Genomic DNA, 15,457 nt, shown 5'->3' on the forward strand with positions numbered 1-15,457 from the left:
ACGGGCGTCCCACTCTTTTTCCTAGAAAACTCTACGCCGCCATTGCAGTCCCCTGCTAATATCCGGAGTCGCGCGTCTGCGCGTAGAGAGGGGATTAGTGTTACGGTTAAGCGAAAATTAACGGGGCCGAGGCAATCTCGGGCTCGTTCTCTTGGTCCTCTCTTGACCCGCCGGCGCATCCTTTGCCAGGGAAGCCCCGCAATCCCATGACAGACTTCGCTCAACGTTTCGAAGGTGCCGCCTTGATCACAGGCGCGTCGAGCGGCATCGGCGCCGCCCTGGCGCGCTCCTTGGCGTCCCGCGGTATGGATCTCGTGCTCGTTGCGCGGCGCGAAAGCCGCCTTCAGGCGCTGGCGGAGGAGGTGAGCCGGACGCACAGCGTCAGGACGCATCTCGTCGTTCAGGACCTGTTCGACCCCGAGGCGCCCCGCGCGATCCGCGCTTCCGCCGAGGGAGCAGGGCTGCAGGTCGGCCTGCTGGTGAACAACGCCGGGTTCACCACCTACGGCGCCTTCCACGAAGCCGAGCACGACAGCCAGGGGCGCATCATCGGCCTGCACTGCGGCGTTCCGGTCGCGCTGACCGAGGCCTTCCTGCCGGGCATGGTCGCGCGCCGACGCGGCGGCGTCATCTTCGTCGCCAGCATGGCCGGCTTTCAGCCGACGCCCTACATGGCGACCTACGGTGCGAGCAAGGCCTTCCTGCTTAGCCTGTCCGAAGCGCTGTGGGCCGAGCTGCGGCCCCAGGGGATCGACGTCCTCGCGCTCTGTCCCGGCTATGTCGCGACGGAGTTCCACGACCTGGCGGGTACCCAGGATCTGCCCAGCCCCCAGGCCCTGTCGGCGGAGGCGATCGCGGAACGGGCCCTGCAAGCCCTGGGCCGCCACCCCTCGCTGGTTCCGGGCCTGCTCAATGCCCTGGTCGCGGGCAGCGTGCGGTTCCTGCCGCGGCGATGGGTCGCGGCCATGGCTGCCCGCAGCCTGGCGCCGAAGCCGGCCCCTGCGCTCACCGAAGCGGCCGACACGGAAGGAAGCACGCTATGACGGCGGACCGTCCGGACCACTCCGCGCGCCCGGACCCCTTCGCCCGGGACGTCGCGCGCATGCTGATCGTCTTCTTCGCCGTCCTGCTGATCGATCTCCTGGTGCTGTCCTTCTTCACCGGCAAGCTGCGCTTCTGGTTCCCGGTCTGGCTCGATCCGGCCTGGGCGGAGAACCCCCGCTCCTGGGTGATCTACTCCCAGTCCTACATGGCGGGCATCGCCTTCATTCCCTTCCTGGTCTTCATCCTCGACCGCGATTTTCTGGCCGGCCGGCGGGCCGCCCTGAGAGCCACGGTGTGGACCGTCTCGCTGGGTACCCTCGGGTTCATCGGCTGGTGGAAGGGCGGCCTGATGGTCGCCCACGGCAAGGAGTTCGAGGCGGTCGGCTGGATCGCCATGACGGTGCTGCTCTTCGCGCTGGTGCGCGTCGCCGAGGTGCTGCCCGCCCGCATTGCCCGGCTCGGCCGGCGCGAGTTGTTGCGCGGCCTGGTTTTCGGGATTTCCTGCTTCTTCCTGTTCATGGCCGTGCTCGACCCGCTCATGCAGATCGTGGTCCAGGGCATGGCGTGGAGCAGCGGCCTGATCATCGAGATCGGCTTCTTCGTACCCGCGGGCATTGGCCTCTTGCTGCTGTCCCAGCGGCTGAGAATGGCGGCTTGACCCCGTGAAGGCGCTGACCTTTCAGTTCAGTTACGCGCGCCTCGCGGCCGCCAAGCTGCTCGGCCGGATCTCGCCGCGCGGCCACTTGAGCGAGTTCGGGCCGCTCGCCTACCGCGACGTGCCCGATCCGGGGCTGTTCGGCGACGACTGGGTGATCGTCGAGACCAGCTACTGCGGCATCTGCGGTTCCGACCTGAAGCAGGTCTTCCTAGAAGGCGCCATGGACAATCCCCTGACCTCGTTCATCTCCTTTCCCCATGTCATGGGGCACGAGGTGGCCGGCCGGGTGGTCGAGACCGGACGAGCGGTCCGCAACGTCAGGAAGGGCGACCGGGTCATCTGCTATCCCTGGCTGACCTGCGCGGTGCGCAACCTTGAACTGTGCGACGCCTGCGAGCGCCAGGAGTTCACCTTCTGCGAGAGCTTCGCCAGTCCGGAACTCGGCAAAGGCATGCACTACGGGACATCGAGCAGGGTTTCGGGCGGCTTCGCGCCCTACCTGCCGGCCCACGAGTCGATGTGCTTCGTGATCCCGGACGGCGTCGATTGCAGCAGCGCGGCCCTGGCCGACCCCTTTGCCGTGGCCTTCCACGCGCTGATGAAGTCGCCGCCGCGACGAGGCGAGACCGTGGTCGTGTTCGGCTGCGGCGCGCTGGGGCTGTTCCTGATCCACATTTGCCGGCAACTGTTTCCCGACGTAAGGATCATCGCCGTCGATCTGCACGCCTACCTGGGGCCGATCGTCGAGCGCCTGGGTGCGGATCACTTCACGACCGCCTCCGGCGCGGCGCTGACCGAACTGATCGGGGAGTGGACCAAGTCGAGGGTCCATCGTCCGACCTGGGGGGCGCCCTGGCTGCTCGGCGGCGTCGACCACGTCTACGATACGGTGGGCTCGGCCAGGACCCTGGAAACCAACCTCCGCCTGGTCCGCGCCGGCGGCACCATCGTCATGGTCGGTACCGGCACCCCGGCCCGCTTCGAGTGGACACCGCTCTGCTTCAAGGAAGTGCACCTGATCGGCTCGAGCGGCTACGGCATCGAGCGCTTCGAGGGCGCCGAGGAGCATGTGTTCCCGCTCTACCTGCGCCTCCTGCAGAGGGGACGGATTGATCCCGGGCCCCTGATCTCCCACACCTTCCCGCTCCAGCACTACAAGGACGCCTTCCTGACCGCGCGCGACAAGTCGGCCAACAACTCCATGAAGGTGCTGTTCTCTTTCTAGATCCGGTCGCGCGCCGCCCGGTGCCATGGCGTAGAGTCGGCTCGACGCCCCTATTCTGGCCCGGCGCGAAGACGCCAGGCCGGACAATCCGCTGCATAGTATTTGCGCTCCCGGTGGCATTTCGCACCGCGAGCCCGCTTGACGTGCGCTCCTCTGAGCTGAATTCTAGTATAGGGAGCAGCAATGGCAGAGCGTGGCGATATTCGGCAGTGGCTCGATCTGCTGGAACTTGGCCGATATGCGCAGGCATTCGAAGCCAACGACGTCGATCTGCGCGCGGTTGCCTACCTCAGCGACGATGACCTGAAGGAACTCGGCGTTTCCCTGGGCCACCGGCGGGTGATCCTCGCGGCGATCGCGAAGCTGCCGAAGGAAGAGGTGACGGCGCCGCCTGCGGAGCCGCTATCCCGGGCGCCGCGCGAACGGCCGCAAGAGGCGGACGCGGAAAGGCGGCAACTCACGGTCCTGTTCTGCGACCTGGTGGGTTCCACGGAGCTGTCGAGGCGCTTCGACCCGGAGGACATGAGAGAGGTCCTTCGAGTCTACCAGAACGCCGTGACCAGTGCCGTGGTGCGCTACGAAGGCTATGTGGCCCGGTTCCTCGGGGATGGCGTGCTGGCATACTTCGGCTGGCCTCGGGCCTACGAGGATCAGGCGGAGCGGGCGGTCCGCGGCGGGCTCGACGCGGTCGCCGCGGTCCACGAGATTGTCGTCGGTGAAGGCGAGACACTGAAGGCGAGGGTCGGCATCGCGACGGGGCAGGTGGTGGTCGGCGACCTGATCGGCGATATCGCCTCCGACGAGCAGACGGTCGTCGGGCAAACCCCCAACCTGGCCGCCCGGCTCCAGGGCGTGGCCGAGTCGGGGCAGGTGGTGATCAGCGCCTCGACGCGCGACCTCCTGGGCACGGTCTTCGAGCTGGACGATCTGGGACCGCACAGCCTGAAGGGCTTTCCCGACCCGGTTCCGGCTTGGCGCGTGACCGGTGAGCGTGCCGCCGAGAGCCGCTTCGAGGCGACCTACGGCGACGTCCAGACACGACTTGTCGGCCGTGAGCACGAGCTCGGCCTGCTGCGTGAACGCTGGGAGCTCGCCAAGAGCGGCGAAGGGCAGGTGGTCCTGCTCTCAGGCGAGGCGGGGATCGGCAAGTCGCGCTTGCTGCAGGATTTCAAGCGGCGCGTCGGCGAGGGGCCGTTGGTCAACCTCTACTACCAGTGCTCGCCCCACCACACGAACAGCGCGTTTCACCCGGTGATACAGCGGCTGCGCCGCGCCGCCGCCATCACGCGCGAGGACGCCGCCGCCGCCCAGTTGAACAAGCTGGAAGACCTGCTGTCCAAAACCGCGCGGGACGTGGCCGCCGTGATGCCGCTCTTCGCCGCGCTCCTGTCGATCCCGGCCGAGGATCGTTTCGGGCCGCTCGATCTCACGCCGCAGCAGTTCCGGCACCGCGTCATCGAGGCGATGATCGAACAGATCGGGGCCCTTTCCAGGGCCAGGCCTGTCCTCTTCGTCATGGAGGACGCGCACTGGGTCGATCCCTCGATGAGCGACTACGTCGCGGAGATCATGCCTCGGATCGTCGACCAGCCGGTCTTCATGCTGATCACCTACCGCCCGGAGTTTGCGCCGTCCTGGGCCGCCCAGTCGCACCATACCCGGGTGACGCTCAACAAGCTGGGCCGCAAGCAGGCGGCGGAGATCGCCCACGCTGTCGGCGGCCGCAAGCTGGTGGACGCGATCATCGAGCGCATCGTGGTGCGGGCCGACGGCGTGCCGCTCTACGTCGAGGAACTGACGAAGTCGGTCGTCGAGAGCTATCTCAGCAAGGACGACCGGGCCGCCGAGGCCGCTATTCCCGCGTCGCTGCAGTCTTCCCTGGTGGCCCGGCTCGACCGCCTGGACGACGCCAAGGAGATCGCGCAGGTCGGCGCGGTGATCGGGCGGGAGTTCTCCCACCTTCTGCTGGCCGCCCTCCTGAACAGGAGCGAGGAGGACCTCGAGGCAGCGCTAGAGCGCCTGGTCGCCTCGGGCCTGGTGTTCAGGCGCGGGATCCCGCCGGGGGCGATCTACACCTTCAAGCACGCGCTGGTGCAGGACGCCGCCTACGATACCATCCTGATCAGCCGCCGCCGGAAGCTCCACGCCTTGATCGTGGAGATCCTCGAGTCGCGTATCGACAGCCCCCTTTCGGAGCGGATCGATCTGCTGGCGCACCACGCCTATCAGGGCCAGGTCTGGGACAAGGCCCTTCTCTACCTGGAGCTTGCCGGCAACAGGGCGATGGACCGCGCCGCCGTGCGGGAAGCCGTCGCGCTCTACGAACAGGCGCTTTTGGCCGGCGCTCATCTGCCTCAGACCCGCGAGGCCCTGGCCAAAGGCATCGACCTGCGCTTCCAGCTGCGCAACGCGCTCTGGTCGATCGGCGCCTTCGAGCGGATCCTGCCCCATCTGCGCGACGCCGAGCAGATGGCGGGCAAGCTCAACGGCCCGCGCCGGATCGGCTGGGCCTCGGTCTACCGGAGCGCCAGCCTCTGGCAGTTGGGCCGCATGGCCGACGCGCGCACCGCTGCGGAGCGGGCGCTGGCGATCAACGAGGGCCCGAACGACCTCTCGCTCCAGATCGGCGCCACCTTCTACCTGGCCTGCGCAACGGTGACCTCGGGCGACTGCCGGCGCGCCGAGGCCCTGTTCCAGAGCGTGGTCGATCCACTTGTGGGCGACCTCAGCCGTGATCGCTGCGGCTTGCCGTTCGTCCCGGCCGTGGTCGCGCGCTCCTGGCTGGTCTGGGCCCTGGCCGAGCGCGGCGAGTTCGAGGAGGGGCTGGCGCACGCAGACGTCGCGCTGGCAATCGCAGAGGAGGTCGGGCATCCCTTCAACCTGGCGCACATCTACTACGACCTCGGCTACCTCTATGCCGTGAGGGGCGACTTCGACCGGGCCGTCGCCACGCTCGAGCAGGCCAGCGCCATCATCCGCGAATGGAACCTCAGCTATCTCTCGCCCTTCATCACCGGCTTTCTCGGGCACGCCTGCGCGCTCGCCGGCAATACCGAGCGGGGCATTGCCCTACTCGAGCAGGCGCTCAGCGAGTACGAGTCGATCGGCATGGGGCTGTTCCGCTCGCTGGTCGGCATCCAGCTCGGCGAGGCGCTGCTGCTCGACGGTCGGGCGGAGGCGGCCGCCAAGGCGACCGAGCGGGGCCTGGCCCTGGCCCGCCGGCGCTCCGAGCTGGGCCACCAGACCTACGGGCTCCGGGTGCTGGGCGAGGTCGCGCTGCATCCGGACATTGCGGAACCGGACGCGGCCAGAGAGCATTTCGAGACGGCCCTGGGCGTTGCCGAGCTGAGCGGCATGCGGCCGCTGGTCGCGCACTGCCACAGCGGGCTGGCGCGGCTGCATGGCCAAGCCGGGCGCGCCGGAGAGTCCACCGAGCATGCCACTCAGGCCGATGCGATCTACACGGAGCTGGACATGCGCGCCTGGCCTCTCCGGGCTGCCGGCGAGTAGCCCGTAACGTCCCCTGCTAGACGGGTGCAGCCTCGTGGAAGGGCTTCTCGATCAGGCTGCGGTTCAGCTCGAGGCCGCGCAGCACCTCGACCATGCGTTCGGCGGCGCGGCCGTCGCCGTAGGGGTTGCTCAGCTGCTGCAGGCCGTCGCGGAAGTCCGGGTCGGTCGCCCGCGCGATGCCAGCCGCGATGTCGGCCGCCGTATCGCCGACATGGATCACGTTCTCCGGCGCGAAGCGGCCGTCCTGGCGGGAACCGATGTTGACCACGGGCAGGCGGAACGAGGCGGCTTCGATGATGCCGCTGGAGGAGTTGCCGACCATGGCCGCCGCCTGTGCCATCATGCTGAAGTAGGCCTGGCTGCCGAAGTGGGCGACCCGGTAGGCGCGTGGCCGCGCTTCGACGAAGGCCTCGATCATGGCCATCACCCGCCGGCCCTCGGTATCGGCGTTGGGGGCGGTGAAGACGAGAGGACGGCCGGCCTTGTCGAGCGCCTGCAGCAGGGCCGTCACGTGGGCTTCGGTGTCGTGATAGGCGCGGGTGACCGGATGAAAGGTGACCAGCAGCGGCGGGTCGTCGGGTGTCAGGGCGAGGCCGAAGCGTTGGTTGAGCGCGTCCAGGGAGAGGGGTTCGAGCGTGGCCAGGTTGTCCAGGTTGAGCGAGCCGGTCACGTGGATGCGGTTCGGCGGCTCGCCCATCTGCCGGATGCGGGCGGCGTAGACTTCGATCTCGGGGAAATGCAGGCTCGCGAGCTTGGTCATGGAGTGGCGCAGGGAATCGTCGATCGCGCCGCCGGTCAGGGCGCCGCCGGCGATGTGCGCCACCGGGATCAGGAAGGGCTGGGCCGCGACCGCGGCGGCGTGCATCTCGAAGCGGTCGCCGAGCACGACCAGGATGTCCGGCCGCAGCGTCTCCAGGGCCTGGGCGAAGCCGATCGTGCCGAGGCCCATGGCGCGGGCCAGGGTGCCGGGCCGGTCGCCGGCGAGGCAGCAGTCGACCTCGGCCGCCGGCTGGAACCCGTCGGCCAGGATCTCGGCACGGGTGTCGCCGAACTCCGGCGCCAGGTGCATCCCCGCGACGATTAGCTGCAGCGTCAGGTCGGGCGCCGTCTCGAGGCGCCGGAGCAGCGGCCGGTAGATCCCGTAGTCGGAGCGGGCGACGGTGACGACGGCGATCTTCCGGGCGGGCGGGGCGGCGGTCATGCCAGATCCGTCCAGAGCAGCATGGATCCGGCCGGCAAGTCGCGCGCCGCGCGGCGGCCCGCGACCTCCTCCAGGGCGTAGGGCTCTATGCCGCCGGCGGGGCGCAGGGCGACGATGTTGGCGGCCTCGATGCCCTGGCCCGCCGAAACCGGCTCGCGCAGGAAGAGGCTGCGCCGCGCCACCGCCGCGGTGTCGGCCTCGGCCGGCCGCGGCGCCTTCACCCCGTCGCCGAGGGCGGCCTCGACCCGCCGGATGCCGGCGACCAGGGCCGCCAGCTCTTGGGGATCGAGCGAGGCCTGGTGGTCCGGGCCGGCGAGAGCCTTGTCGAGCGTGAAGTGCTTCTCGATCACGGCGGCGCCCAGCGCGACCGCGGCAAGGGCGATGTCGATTCCCGTCGAGTGGTCGGAGAAACCGACTGGCAGGCCGAAGGCTTCGCGCATGGTCGCCATGGCGCGCAGGTTGCAGTCCGCCGGTTCGGCCGGGTAGCTCGAGACGCAGTGCAGTAGCGCCAGAGCGGGGCAGCCCGCCCCGCGGAGGGTCTCGACCGCGCGCGACACCTCGGCAAGATCGGCCATGCCGGTCGAGAGAATGACCGGCCGGCCCCGCCGGCCGATCTCCGCGAGGAGCGGCAGATTGGTGATCTCGCCCGACGGCGCCTTGTAGGCCGGCACGCCGATGTCGCTGAGCAGTTCAACACTGGGCTGGTCGAACGGCGTCGACAGGAACGCGATGCCCGCCGCCGCGCAGCGGTCGGCGAGCGCGTGGAACTCGGACGGCGCCAGTTCCAGCCGGCGGATCATGTCGAGCTGGCTTTCCTCCACGCCGGTGGTGCGTTGCTGGTAGGCGGCTTTCGGCGCGCCGGCCGAGATCACGGCCTCGGCGCGGAAGGTCTGGAACTTGATCGCGTCGGCGCCGGCCTCGGCCGCGATATCGACCATTGCGGCGGCCCGCTCGGGGTCGCCGTCGTGGTTGACCCCGGCCTCGGCGATGACGAAGCAGCGGCCTTCGCCGATCACCTGCGGACCGATCGAAAAGGAAGTCATGCCGGCGCTGCTCCTGGCGCTGTCGCCTGGGTCCATCGGCGCCCGGCCACCGTGGTCTCGGGCCCGCGCCAGCTAAGCCCCGCGCGTCTTAACACTTCGTGAACCATGTCGGCCGGAGGTGCCGGCCTCGGAAAGCAGACGGCGGTAGCCCTCCTCGAGGGCGCGGGCGAAACCCGCGACGTCGGCCACCGGCGAGGCGGCCAGCTCGCCGCGCAGCGACGTGCGCAGCCCGGCGAGCGCGTCAGGGTTGGCCACCAGATCGGCGGCGATTTCGCCCAGGTGCCCGGCGTCCCGGGCGACCCAGGCGTCACGGCCGGCGTGGTGCAGGAGGCTGGCGCCGAGGCGCGTGGCGTGCCGGTCTCCCGCGACGGTCAACAGCGGAACGCCCATCCAGAGCGCCCGCCCATTCTCCGCCAGCGCCTCCGCGTAGCCCGGGTCGAGCGCCACGTCGACGTGGCGATAGAACTCGAAGGGCGAGGTGAAATTCTCGGCCATGTTGACGATATCGACCCGCTGGCGGAGCCCGAGGTGAGTGAACAGGTCCAGGCAGCGGCGGATCGCCGCATCGTCCTGGTCGAAGCGGTTGCAGATCAAGAGCCGCGCCCCTTCGACCGCTTGGAGCGGCGCGGACCACTGGGCCGCTTGCTCCGGACCGACGCGGCCCAGGTCGCAGGACAGGCCGAAGGTCGCGTGCCCCGCCGCGAGCGCCGGCGGGGCCTCGACCTCGGGCAGCAGGCCGGGCCGCTCCAGCGCGAAGCAGGCGTGCGGCAGCCGCAGGGCCTCGAGGGCTGAAGCGGCGGTCTCGTCCGGCCAGGCGACCGGATCGCTGAGAAAGCGGTGAGGCTGCGCCACGCCCAGGGGGTGGCCGTAGCCCAGCCAGGTCAGCGTGGCCGGCGCGGGGCCGAGGGCGAAGAGGCGCGGGCGTCCACCCTCGCCGTGGCCGGTCAGATCGACCGCCACGTCGATGCCGTCCCCGCGCAGAATGCGGGCCAGGGTCAGGTCGTCGATCCCCGTCGTGCAGGTCCAGCGCCTGGCCCGGCCCATCAAAGACTCGGTCGTGGCGTCGCGGCGGTCGCCCTCGGCGTAGCAGAAGACCTCGATCCCCGCTTGTTCGTGGTGCCGCAGTATCGGCTCCACGAGCGTCATGAGGTCGCCCTCGTGGAAGGCGGCGCAGAAATAGCCGACCCGGAGCGGCGGCTCGGGGTCCGACGCGGCGCCGCTCGGCTTCGCCTTGCCCTTCTTGTTCCTCTTCTTCGGGGCCGGGCCGGTGGACGCGGCGTGTTTCCCGGCCCAGGCGCGATGCGCGGCGTCGAGGCGGGCGCGGTCCATGCCGGGCTCACGCGCGAGGTCGGCCAGCCTGCGGGAAGCGAGGTCGGCCTCGTCGGGTGCCAGGCGGCCGGCGACCTCGTGACAGGCCCGCGCCTCGTCGTACCGGCCGGCTCCCGCCAGGATGTCGGCGGTCAGCGCGAGGTCCGCCGCGCCGGGCGGGCCTTGGTGGAGCAGGGCGTGGCTGGCCGCGAGCGCGGACTCGAACTGCCCGAGGGCGCGGCGCGCGCGCGCCAGGATGCGAAGGCTTCCCGGGTCGCCGGGATCGATCTCGAGTTGGCGCTGGGCGTCCGCGGCGGCGTCGTTGAAGGCGCCACGACGCAGGCTTAGAGCAGAGCGGTCGCGATAGTAGAAGGGGTGGCTGCGGCTGAAGTTGGTGAAGAAGCTGCCGAGGCTCTCCGGCAAGAGGCCGCGGATCGAAGGGTGCGGCGCCAGGGTCGAGGCGAGCTTGGCATAGAACAGGCCGTCGCTGACCTTGCCGAGCCGAACGTAGATCGCGGCCAGGGCCTCCGCGTATTCCTGGAACCCGGGGTCGGCCGCGTGGGCGTGTTCCAGTAGCCGGATGGCGCCCATGGGATCGTCCAGCTCGTAGGCGGTCAGGGCGAGCACGTGGAGCGCCTCCGGGCACTCGGGAAGCTCGGCCATGACCTGCTTGCAGAGCTGGATCGCCTCGCCGTGGAGGCCGCTCTCCAGGCATGCGAGGGCTTCGGCCAGGCGTGCCTCGGCGGCGGGCGCGCCCGGCCGGGGCGGCGAATCCGGGCCGGGACCCGGGTCTTGGATCGTGGTCATTCTGGCACCTCAGACGACGCGTTCTGCGTCCGCGGCGGCCCGCTCGGGCCTCGGGTCTAGTTGAACAGCGAGAGCACGGACTGTTCGGCCTGACCGGCGAAGGCCAGCGCCGAGATGCCGAGCTGCTGGCGGGTCTGAAGCGCGACCAGATTGGCACCCTCTTCGGTGATGTCGGCCAGCGTCAGCTTGTCGGCCCCTTCCTCCAGCACGTTGACGTAGCGGTCGGTGAACTGGAGCCGGGTCTGCAGCAAGGCGACGTTGGCGCCCAGGGCTTCGGCGCGGCCGCGCAGGGTCGAGATGCCGACGTCGATCTCCGACAGGGCGGTGTCGATGTTCGACAGCACCGAGAAGTCGGTCCCCGAGCTGATGTTGAGGCCCGTCGAGGCGGTGCGCAGGTCGACCGAGGCGATGCTCAGCAGGCTGGTGGTGTCGGTGCTGAAGAACACTTCGAGGGTCTGGCCGGTGCCGTTGATCAGGTTGAGGCCCTGGTACTGGGCGTCGCTGGCGAGATTGTCGATCTGGTTGAGGATCTCGTTGAACTGGTTTGTCAGGATCGTGAGCTCGGTGCCCGTTGCCGTCTTGGCGCTGATCGCGACACCCTTGAGCTGCCCGACCAGATCGTCGATCGCCTCGGTGGCCTCCAGCGCCGTGGTGACCGAGCTGATGCCTTGGTCGATGCCTTCACGCCGTTCGTCCAGGTCGGTGCCGAGGTCGCTCAGCGCCTTGGCCTCGAAGAACGCGCGGGCGTCGTCGATCACGCTGGCGACCCGCAGGCCGGTCGAGAGGCGGCCCTGGGTCCGCGCGATCAGGTTTTCCGTCGTCTTAAGCGCGAGCAGGTTGTCGCGGACCGACGCGGAGAGCGAAATATCGTTTCCCATTTTCCCAACTCCATACTGGACAGGGTCCCGCCGAAGCGGGGCGGTTCTCTTCGCCCGGCATTCAGCAAGGGCTGTGCCAGATCTGAAAAAACAATGCTTTCAGAGTGTTGGAACTTCGGCTTTGGAGCTGCCAAGTTCCGTAACGGCAGTCATTGCCGCGCTTTGTGGTAAATTTTTCCTATCGCCCGGTGACGCCCCGGGGCCGGAGCGTGCGCAGATACCATTCCAGGCAGGCCAAGAAGACGCCGAGCAGGCTCCAGAAACCGAGCGTGTAGGTCTGGAAGATCTCGAAAGGCAGGTCCGCGACGAGGACATAGATCGCAAAGAAGAGCAGGATGAGCTGCCGGCTATTGGCCCGTGGGAAGAACCGCTGCGTGGCCCAGAGCATGACGAAGGCACTGATCAGGTTGCTGAGAAAGAACCCGTAGGTCGTCATGATCCGCAGGTAGGCCACGTTTTCCGGCGTCAAGATCTCGGCCTCTGACGTGCCTTCGAAATCCCAGAAGCCGAGTGATTGGCCGATGAAGAAGACCCCGAGCATGATCGCGGCCTTGGCGGCGAACTCCAGCACCGCGAATCCGACGTGGGCCGCGAGCACTGCGGCGGCGGTCTGGCGCCACGAGGTCCCGGCTGGCGGAAGCTTTAACTTCAACGGGGTCTCGGGGCCGTCTCGGCGCATGGTCGGTTCCTAGGGGTGACCGGGATCGGTTGCCTGGACCAATAGCCGCCGACGCATGAAAGCGGCCTTAAGAAGTAACCAAGCCCGCGCGGGCGCCCGCCGGAAAGCCGCGCGCGCCATGGCCAGCTTCTGGGTTCACCGGCCCGCTTCGCTTGCAGGCCATTCATAGGGCAACCGGAGCGACGCGGCGATAGAGGTGCTCGTCGTACTTGCGCTCAGTCAAGCAGCCCGCTTTGACCGATCCCGTCGAAGATGAACTGCACCGCAAGCGCCGCCAGCAGTACGCCGACGACGCGGGAGACCACGTGAAGCCCCGTAACACCGAGCAGCTTCTGCACCTGTGTAGCGATCAGCATCAGCACGAAGGTCAGCAAGACGACCGCGAGCATGGCCGAGATTACGATCGAGGTCAGGACTGGATCGTGCTCGGCGTTGGCGACGAGCAGGATCGCGGCCCCGATGGCGCCCGGCCCGGCGATCAAGGGGGTGGCGAGGGGGAAGACCGAGAGATCCGCCTTTCGGGCCGCCTCGGCGTTCTCGTCGCTGGTGGTGGTCGTGCCGCCGGAGGGGCGAGCGAAGACCATGTCGATAGCGATCAACAATAACAGGATGCCGCCGGCCGTCCGCAGCGCCGGCAGGGAGATCCCGAAGTAGACGAGCACGGCCTCACCGAAGAGCGCGAAAAACAGAAGAATGGCACCGCCGATAAGCGAGGCCTTTAGAGCCATGTTGCGCCGTTCCCTGGGCGAGTTGTTGTGAGTCAGCGCGGCGAAGAGCGCCGCTACGTCGGCGGGCCCGACGGTGGCGAAGAAGGTGGTAAAGGAGACCAGGGCGGTTTCGAGCATGGGTCCCGCGTCTTCTACTGGACCCGTGGTCTATCGGTCAGAACGGCGCCAAGGTCAATGGCACGCCCGGCCCCGGCTCTCTCGGCGGGTGCGGCCATTGGCGGTCAGGTCATGCCACGGGTGACGGTCTCCCGCCCTTCGCCGCCGAAGCGTGTCGCCAAGAAGCCGATGATCAGGCCGGCCAGCATCCCCTCGGCGACGAACCAGAAGGGCGAGGCGAGGGCCCCGTCGGGCCCGGCGGCCGCCTGCATGGTGGTGGCGAAGGTGTCGTAGGCGAAGAGGGTGAGCACGAGGTTCATCCAACCGCCCAGCAGCGGCCCCCGAAACCACCAGGGCAGGGGGAACTTGAGCACGGGATGCGTCGTGAAGACGCCGAGCATGCCGATGACCGCGCCCAGCGTGGTGTACCAGAGCAGGATGCCGATCCGCGGCATCCAGCCGATGTCCGGCTGCAGCAGGGGCCAGCAGAGAAGGGCGAGCAGACCGAGGGCGAAGCCGGCGGTCTTGCCCACGGCGATCCGCGTGACGATCGAGGGGTTGCCGAACATGCCGCACTCCTTCGGCTGGTTCGAAAGCGCTCCCCTATGATACGGGCGTGCGGCGGCGGCGATCCCCGCGGACGCGCCGCCGCTAGAGCAGATCGCGATTGAATGGACTCGCCCGGGGCGATCCATTCAATCGCGTGACTCTGCTCTAACTCTAGGATGGAGAGCGGATTCACATGTTTGATCGGAACCACGAACTGGTTCCGACCAAACATGATCCGCGCTAGGGCCTGTTGACAGTTATGGCGCGCTCCTGGTCCGAGTGAAATCGGCCCGCTGTGAGGCGCAAGGAGGAAGGACATGCCGGGCATATTCGACGACGAGCAACGCGGCAGCGGGCCGATTGCGCCGGATCCCTTCGGGACGGGGCGCATTTGCGCCGGGGCGGCGTCGCGGAAGGCCTTGTGGGGGCCCCACCCCACGGCGCCTCCCGCTCCTGGCCCCGGCGCAAATCCGCTCCCGCCAGGAGCGCGCCCTAACTGTCAACAGGCCCTAGCCCGGCTATTTCGCGCGGACCTCGATCTTCTGGCTCTTGTTCGGCGGCGGGCCGAGCTTGGCGACCCTGAGTTCGAGGACTCCGTTCTCGAACTCTGCGGAGATCCCGTCCTTGGCCGCGTCGGCCGGGAGCTTGAAGGAGCGCTCGAAAGCGCCGTACTCCCGTTCGGAGAAGAAGTAGGCGCGCCCCTTTTCTTCGCGCTGGAAACGCTTCTCGCCCTTCACCGTCAGGTGGTTGTCGTGCAGCGAGACCTCGATGTCGTCCGGCTTCACACCGGGCAGCTCCATGGAGATCTCGTAGTAGTCCTTTACCGCGGAGGCCTCCGAGCGCGGCGCGAACCAGTCGGCGAGCTTCTCGCCGAACTGCCGCAGAGGCTCGTAGAGCTGCGGCCACCATCCCGCCCTCTGGCCGGCACTGTGGGTATGTTCGACCATTTCGTCCTCGAGTGCAGATTGACGCTGGAGAGGTTTTGAGCCCTAGGGCCCAGCTTCTCATTGACCCAGATCAACGTCCACGAGCAGCCTCGGAATTTGTCCGGATCTCCGGTGCAATTGTCCTGCCTAGAGCGGATCATGTTTAGTTGGAACCACTTCGTGGTTGCCAACTAAACATGTGAATCCGCTCTACATCTAAGGTTAGAGCAGATTCACCGGGTTCGATGGATCGCCTCCGGCGATTCACTCAAACCCGGATCTGCTCTAGCGAGCAGCGCGTTCAGTAGGCGAGCCGGCCGCGCAGCGCCTCGAAGGACACCATGACGGCCCGGCGGTAGGCCTCGCGTTGGACGAGGTCCTCGTACCAGCGGGCGATGTTGGGCAGGCGGGCGCGCTTGATCGGCAGCTTGAAGTACCGGAAGAGGATCGCGCCGAGCGGGATGTCCGCCATGGTGAGGTGGTCTCCGGCCAGGTAGCGGCAGGACTCGAGCCGGGTCTCGACCAGCCGGAGACGGCTGGTCAGGACCGCGAGCGTCTGGGCGATCGCCGCCTTGTCCTGGTCGGCCGCCGGCGTGCGCACGGTCAGCCAGAACAGCTTGTTGCCGGCCGCGTAGGGCGCCGCCTGACACCAGGTCATCCATTGGTCGGCCACGGCGCGCGCGCCGGGGTCCTCGGGCCAGAGGGTCCCGGCGGCATAGCGGGCGGCGAGGTAGCGGACGATCGCCATGCTCTCCCAGACCACGACCTCGCCGTCGCGCAGGGTCGGCACCCGGCCGTGGGGATT

The 15,457-nt window shown here is 68.5% G+C and carries 13 protein-coding genes; 4 read left to right on the plus strand and 9 right to left on the minus strand.

The genetic code is table 11. The annotated features are described in order from the left end of the window. Positions 1-206: 206 nt before the first annotated feature. The 4 genes from QNJ67_03435 (at position 207) to QNJ67_03450 (ending at position 6,437) form a co-directional block, all read left to right on the plus strand. Positions 207-1,043 carry an SDR family oxidoreductase gene (locus tag QNJ67_03435; protein MDJ0608002.1) on the plus strand — a complete coding sequence of 279 codons (837 nt, stop codon included), beginning with the start codon at positions 207-209 and terminating at the stop codon, positions 1,041-1,043. Next, positions 1,040-1,702, plus strand: a complete 663-nt coding sequence (locus tag QNJ67_03440) for a hypothetical protein (GenBank protein ID MDJ0608003.1) — start codon at positions 1,040-1,042, stop codon at positions 1,700-1,702. Before QNJ67_03435 ends, QNJ67_03440 begins: the two co-directional genes overlap by 4 nt. A gap of 4 nt (positions 1,703-1,706) precedes the next feature. Then, complete coding sequence (locus QNJ67_03445) at positions 1,707-2,927, plus strand: alcohol dehydrogenase catalytic domain-containing protein (GenBank protein ID MDJ0608004.1); 1,221 nt, start codon at positions 1,707-1,709, stop codon at positions 2,925-2,927. 183 nt (positions 2,928-3,110) lie between these two features. Further along, positions 3,111-6,437 (plus strand): adenylate/guanylate cyclase domain-containing protein, encoded by a 3,327-nt coding sequence (locus QNJ67_03450; protein ID MDJ0608005.1) that lies wholly within the window; start codon positions 3,111-3,113, stop codon positions 6,435-6,437. Positions 6,438-6,453: 16 nt separating this feature from the next. Here the strand turns inward: QNJ67_03450 and neuC are convergent, their stop codons facing one another. From neuC to QNJ67_03495, 9 genes are all read right to left on the minus strand, one after another. Then, a complete protein-coding gene (gene neuC / locus QNJ67_03455; protein ID MDJ0608006.1) occupies positions 6,454-7,638 on the minus strand; it encodes a UDP-N-acetylglucosamine 2-epimerase in 1,185 nt (394 codons plus the stop codon). Next, positions 7,635-8,681: an N-acetylneuraminate synthase gene (gene neuB / locus QNJ67_03460; GenBank protein MDJ0608007.1), complete on the minus strand. Its 1,047-nt coding sequence runs from the start codon at positions 8,679-8,681 to the stop codon at positions 7,635-7,637. The genes neuC and neuB overlap by 4 nt, the downstream gene beginning before the upstream one ends. Positions 8,682-8,753: 72 nt before the next feature. Next, positions 8,754-10,796, minus strand: coding sequence for a hypothetical protein (locus tag QNJ67_03465; protein ID MDJ0608008.1), 2,043 nt, complete (start codon positions 10,794-10,796; stop codon positions 8,754-8,756). 56 nt (positions 10,797-10,852) lie between these two features. Next, positions 10,853-11,674 carry a flagellin gene (locus tag QNJ67_03470; GenBank protein MDJ0608009.1) on the minus strand — a complete coding sequence of 274 codons (822 nt, stop codon included), beginning with the start codon at positions 11,672-11,674 and terminating at the stop codon, positions 10,853-10,855. Between the two features lie 178 nt (positions 11,675-11,852). Next, positions 11,853-12,353 carry a hypothetical protein gene (locus QNJ67_03475; GenBank protein ID MDJ0608010.1) on the minus strand — a complete coding sequence of 167 codons (501 nt, stop codon included), beginning with the start codon at positions 12,351-12,353 and terminating at the stop codon, positions 11,853-11,855. A 215-nt stretch (positions 12,354-12,568) separates the two neighbouring features. Beyond that, on the minus strand, positions 12,569-13,198 hold the full coding sequence (locus QNJ67_03480; GenBank protein ID MDJ0608011.1) for a MarC family protein: 630 nt from the start codon (positions 13,196-13,198) through the stop codon (positions 12,569-12,571). A 104-nt stretch (positions 13,199-13,302) separates the two neighbouring features. Further along, complete coding sequence (locus tag QNJ67_03485; protein MDJ0608012.1) at positions 13,303-13,746, minus strand: hypothetical protein; 444 nt, start codon at positions 13,744-13,746, stop codon at positions 13,303-13,305. A gap of 498 nt (positions 13,747-14,244) precedes the next feature. Beyond that, positions 14,245-14,673 carry an Hsp20/alpha crystallin family protein gene (locus tag QNJ67_03490; GenBank protein ID MDJ0608013.1) on the minus strand — a complete coding sequence of 143 codons (429 nt, stop codon included), beginning with the start codon at positions 14,671-14,673 and terminating at the stop codon, positions 14,245-14,247. A gap of 280 nt (positions 14,674-14,953) precedes the next feature. Next, positions 14,954-15,457, minus strand: a 504-nt coding sequence (locus tag QNJ67_03495; GenBank protein MDJ0608014.1) for a glutathione binding-like protein, incomplete at its 5' end; no start/stop codon positions are given.

The organism is Kiloniellales bacterium, from assembly GCA_030064845.1.
GTDB lineage: Bacteria > Pseudomonadota > Alphaproteobacteria > Kiloniellales > JAKSDN01 > JASJEC01.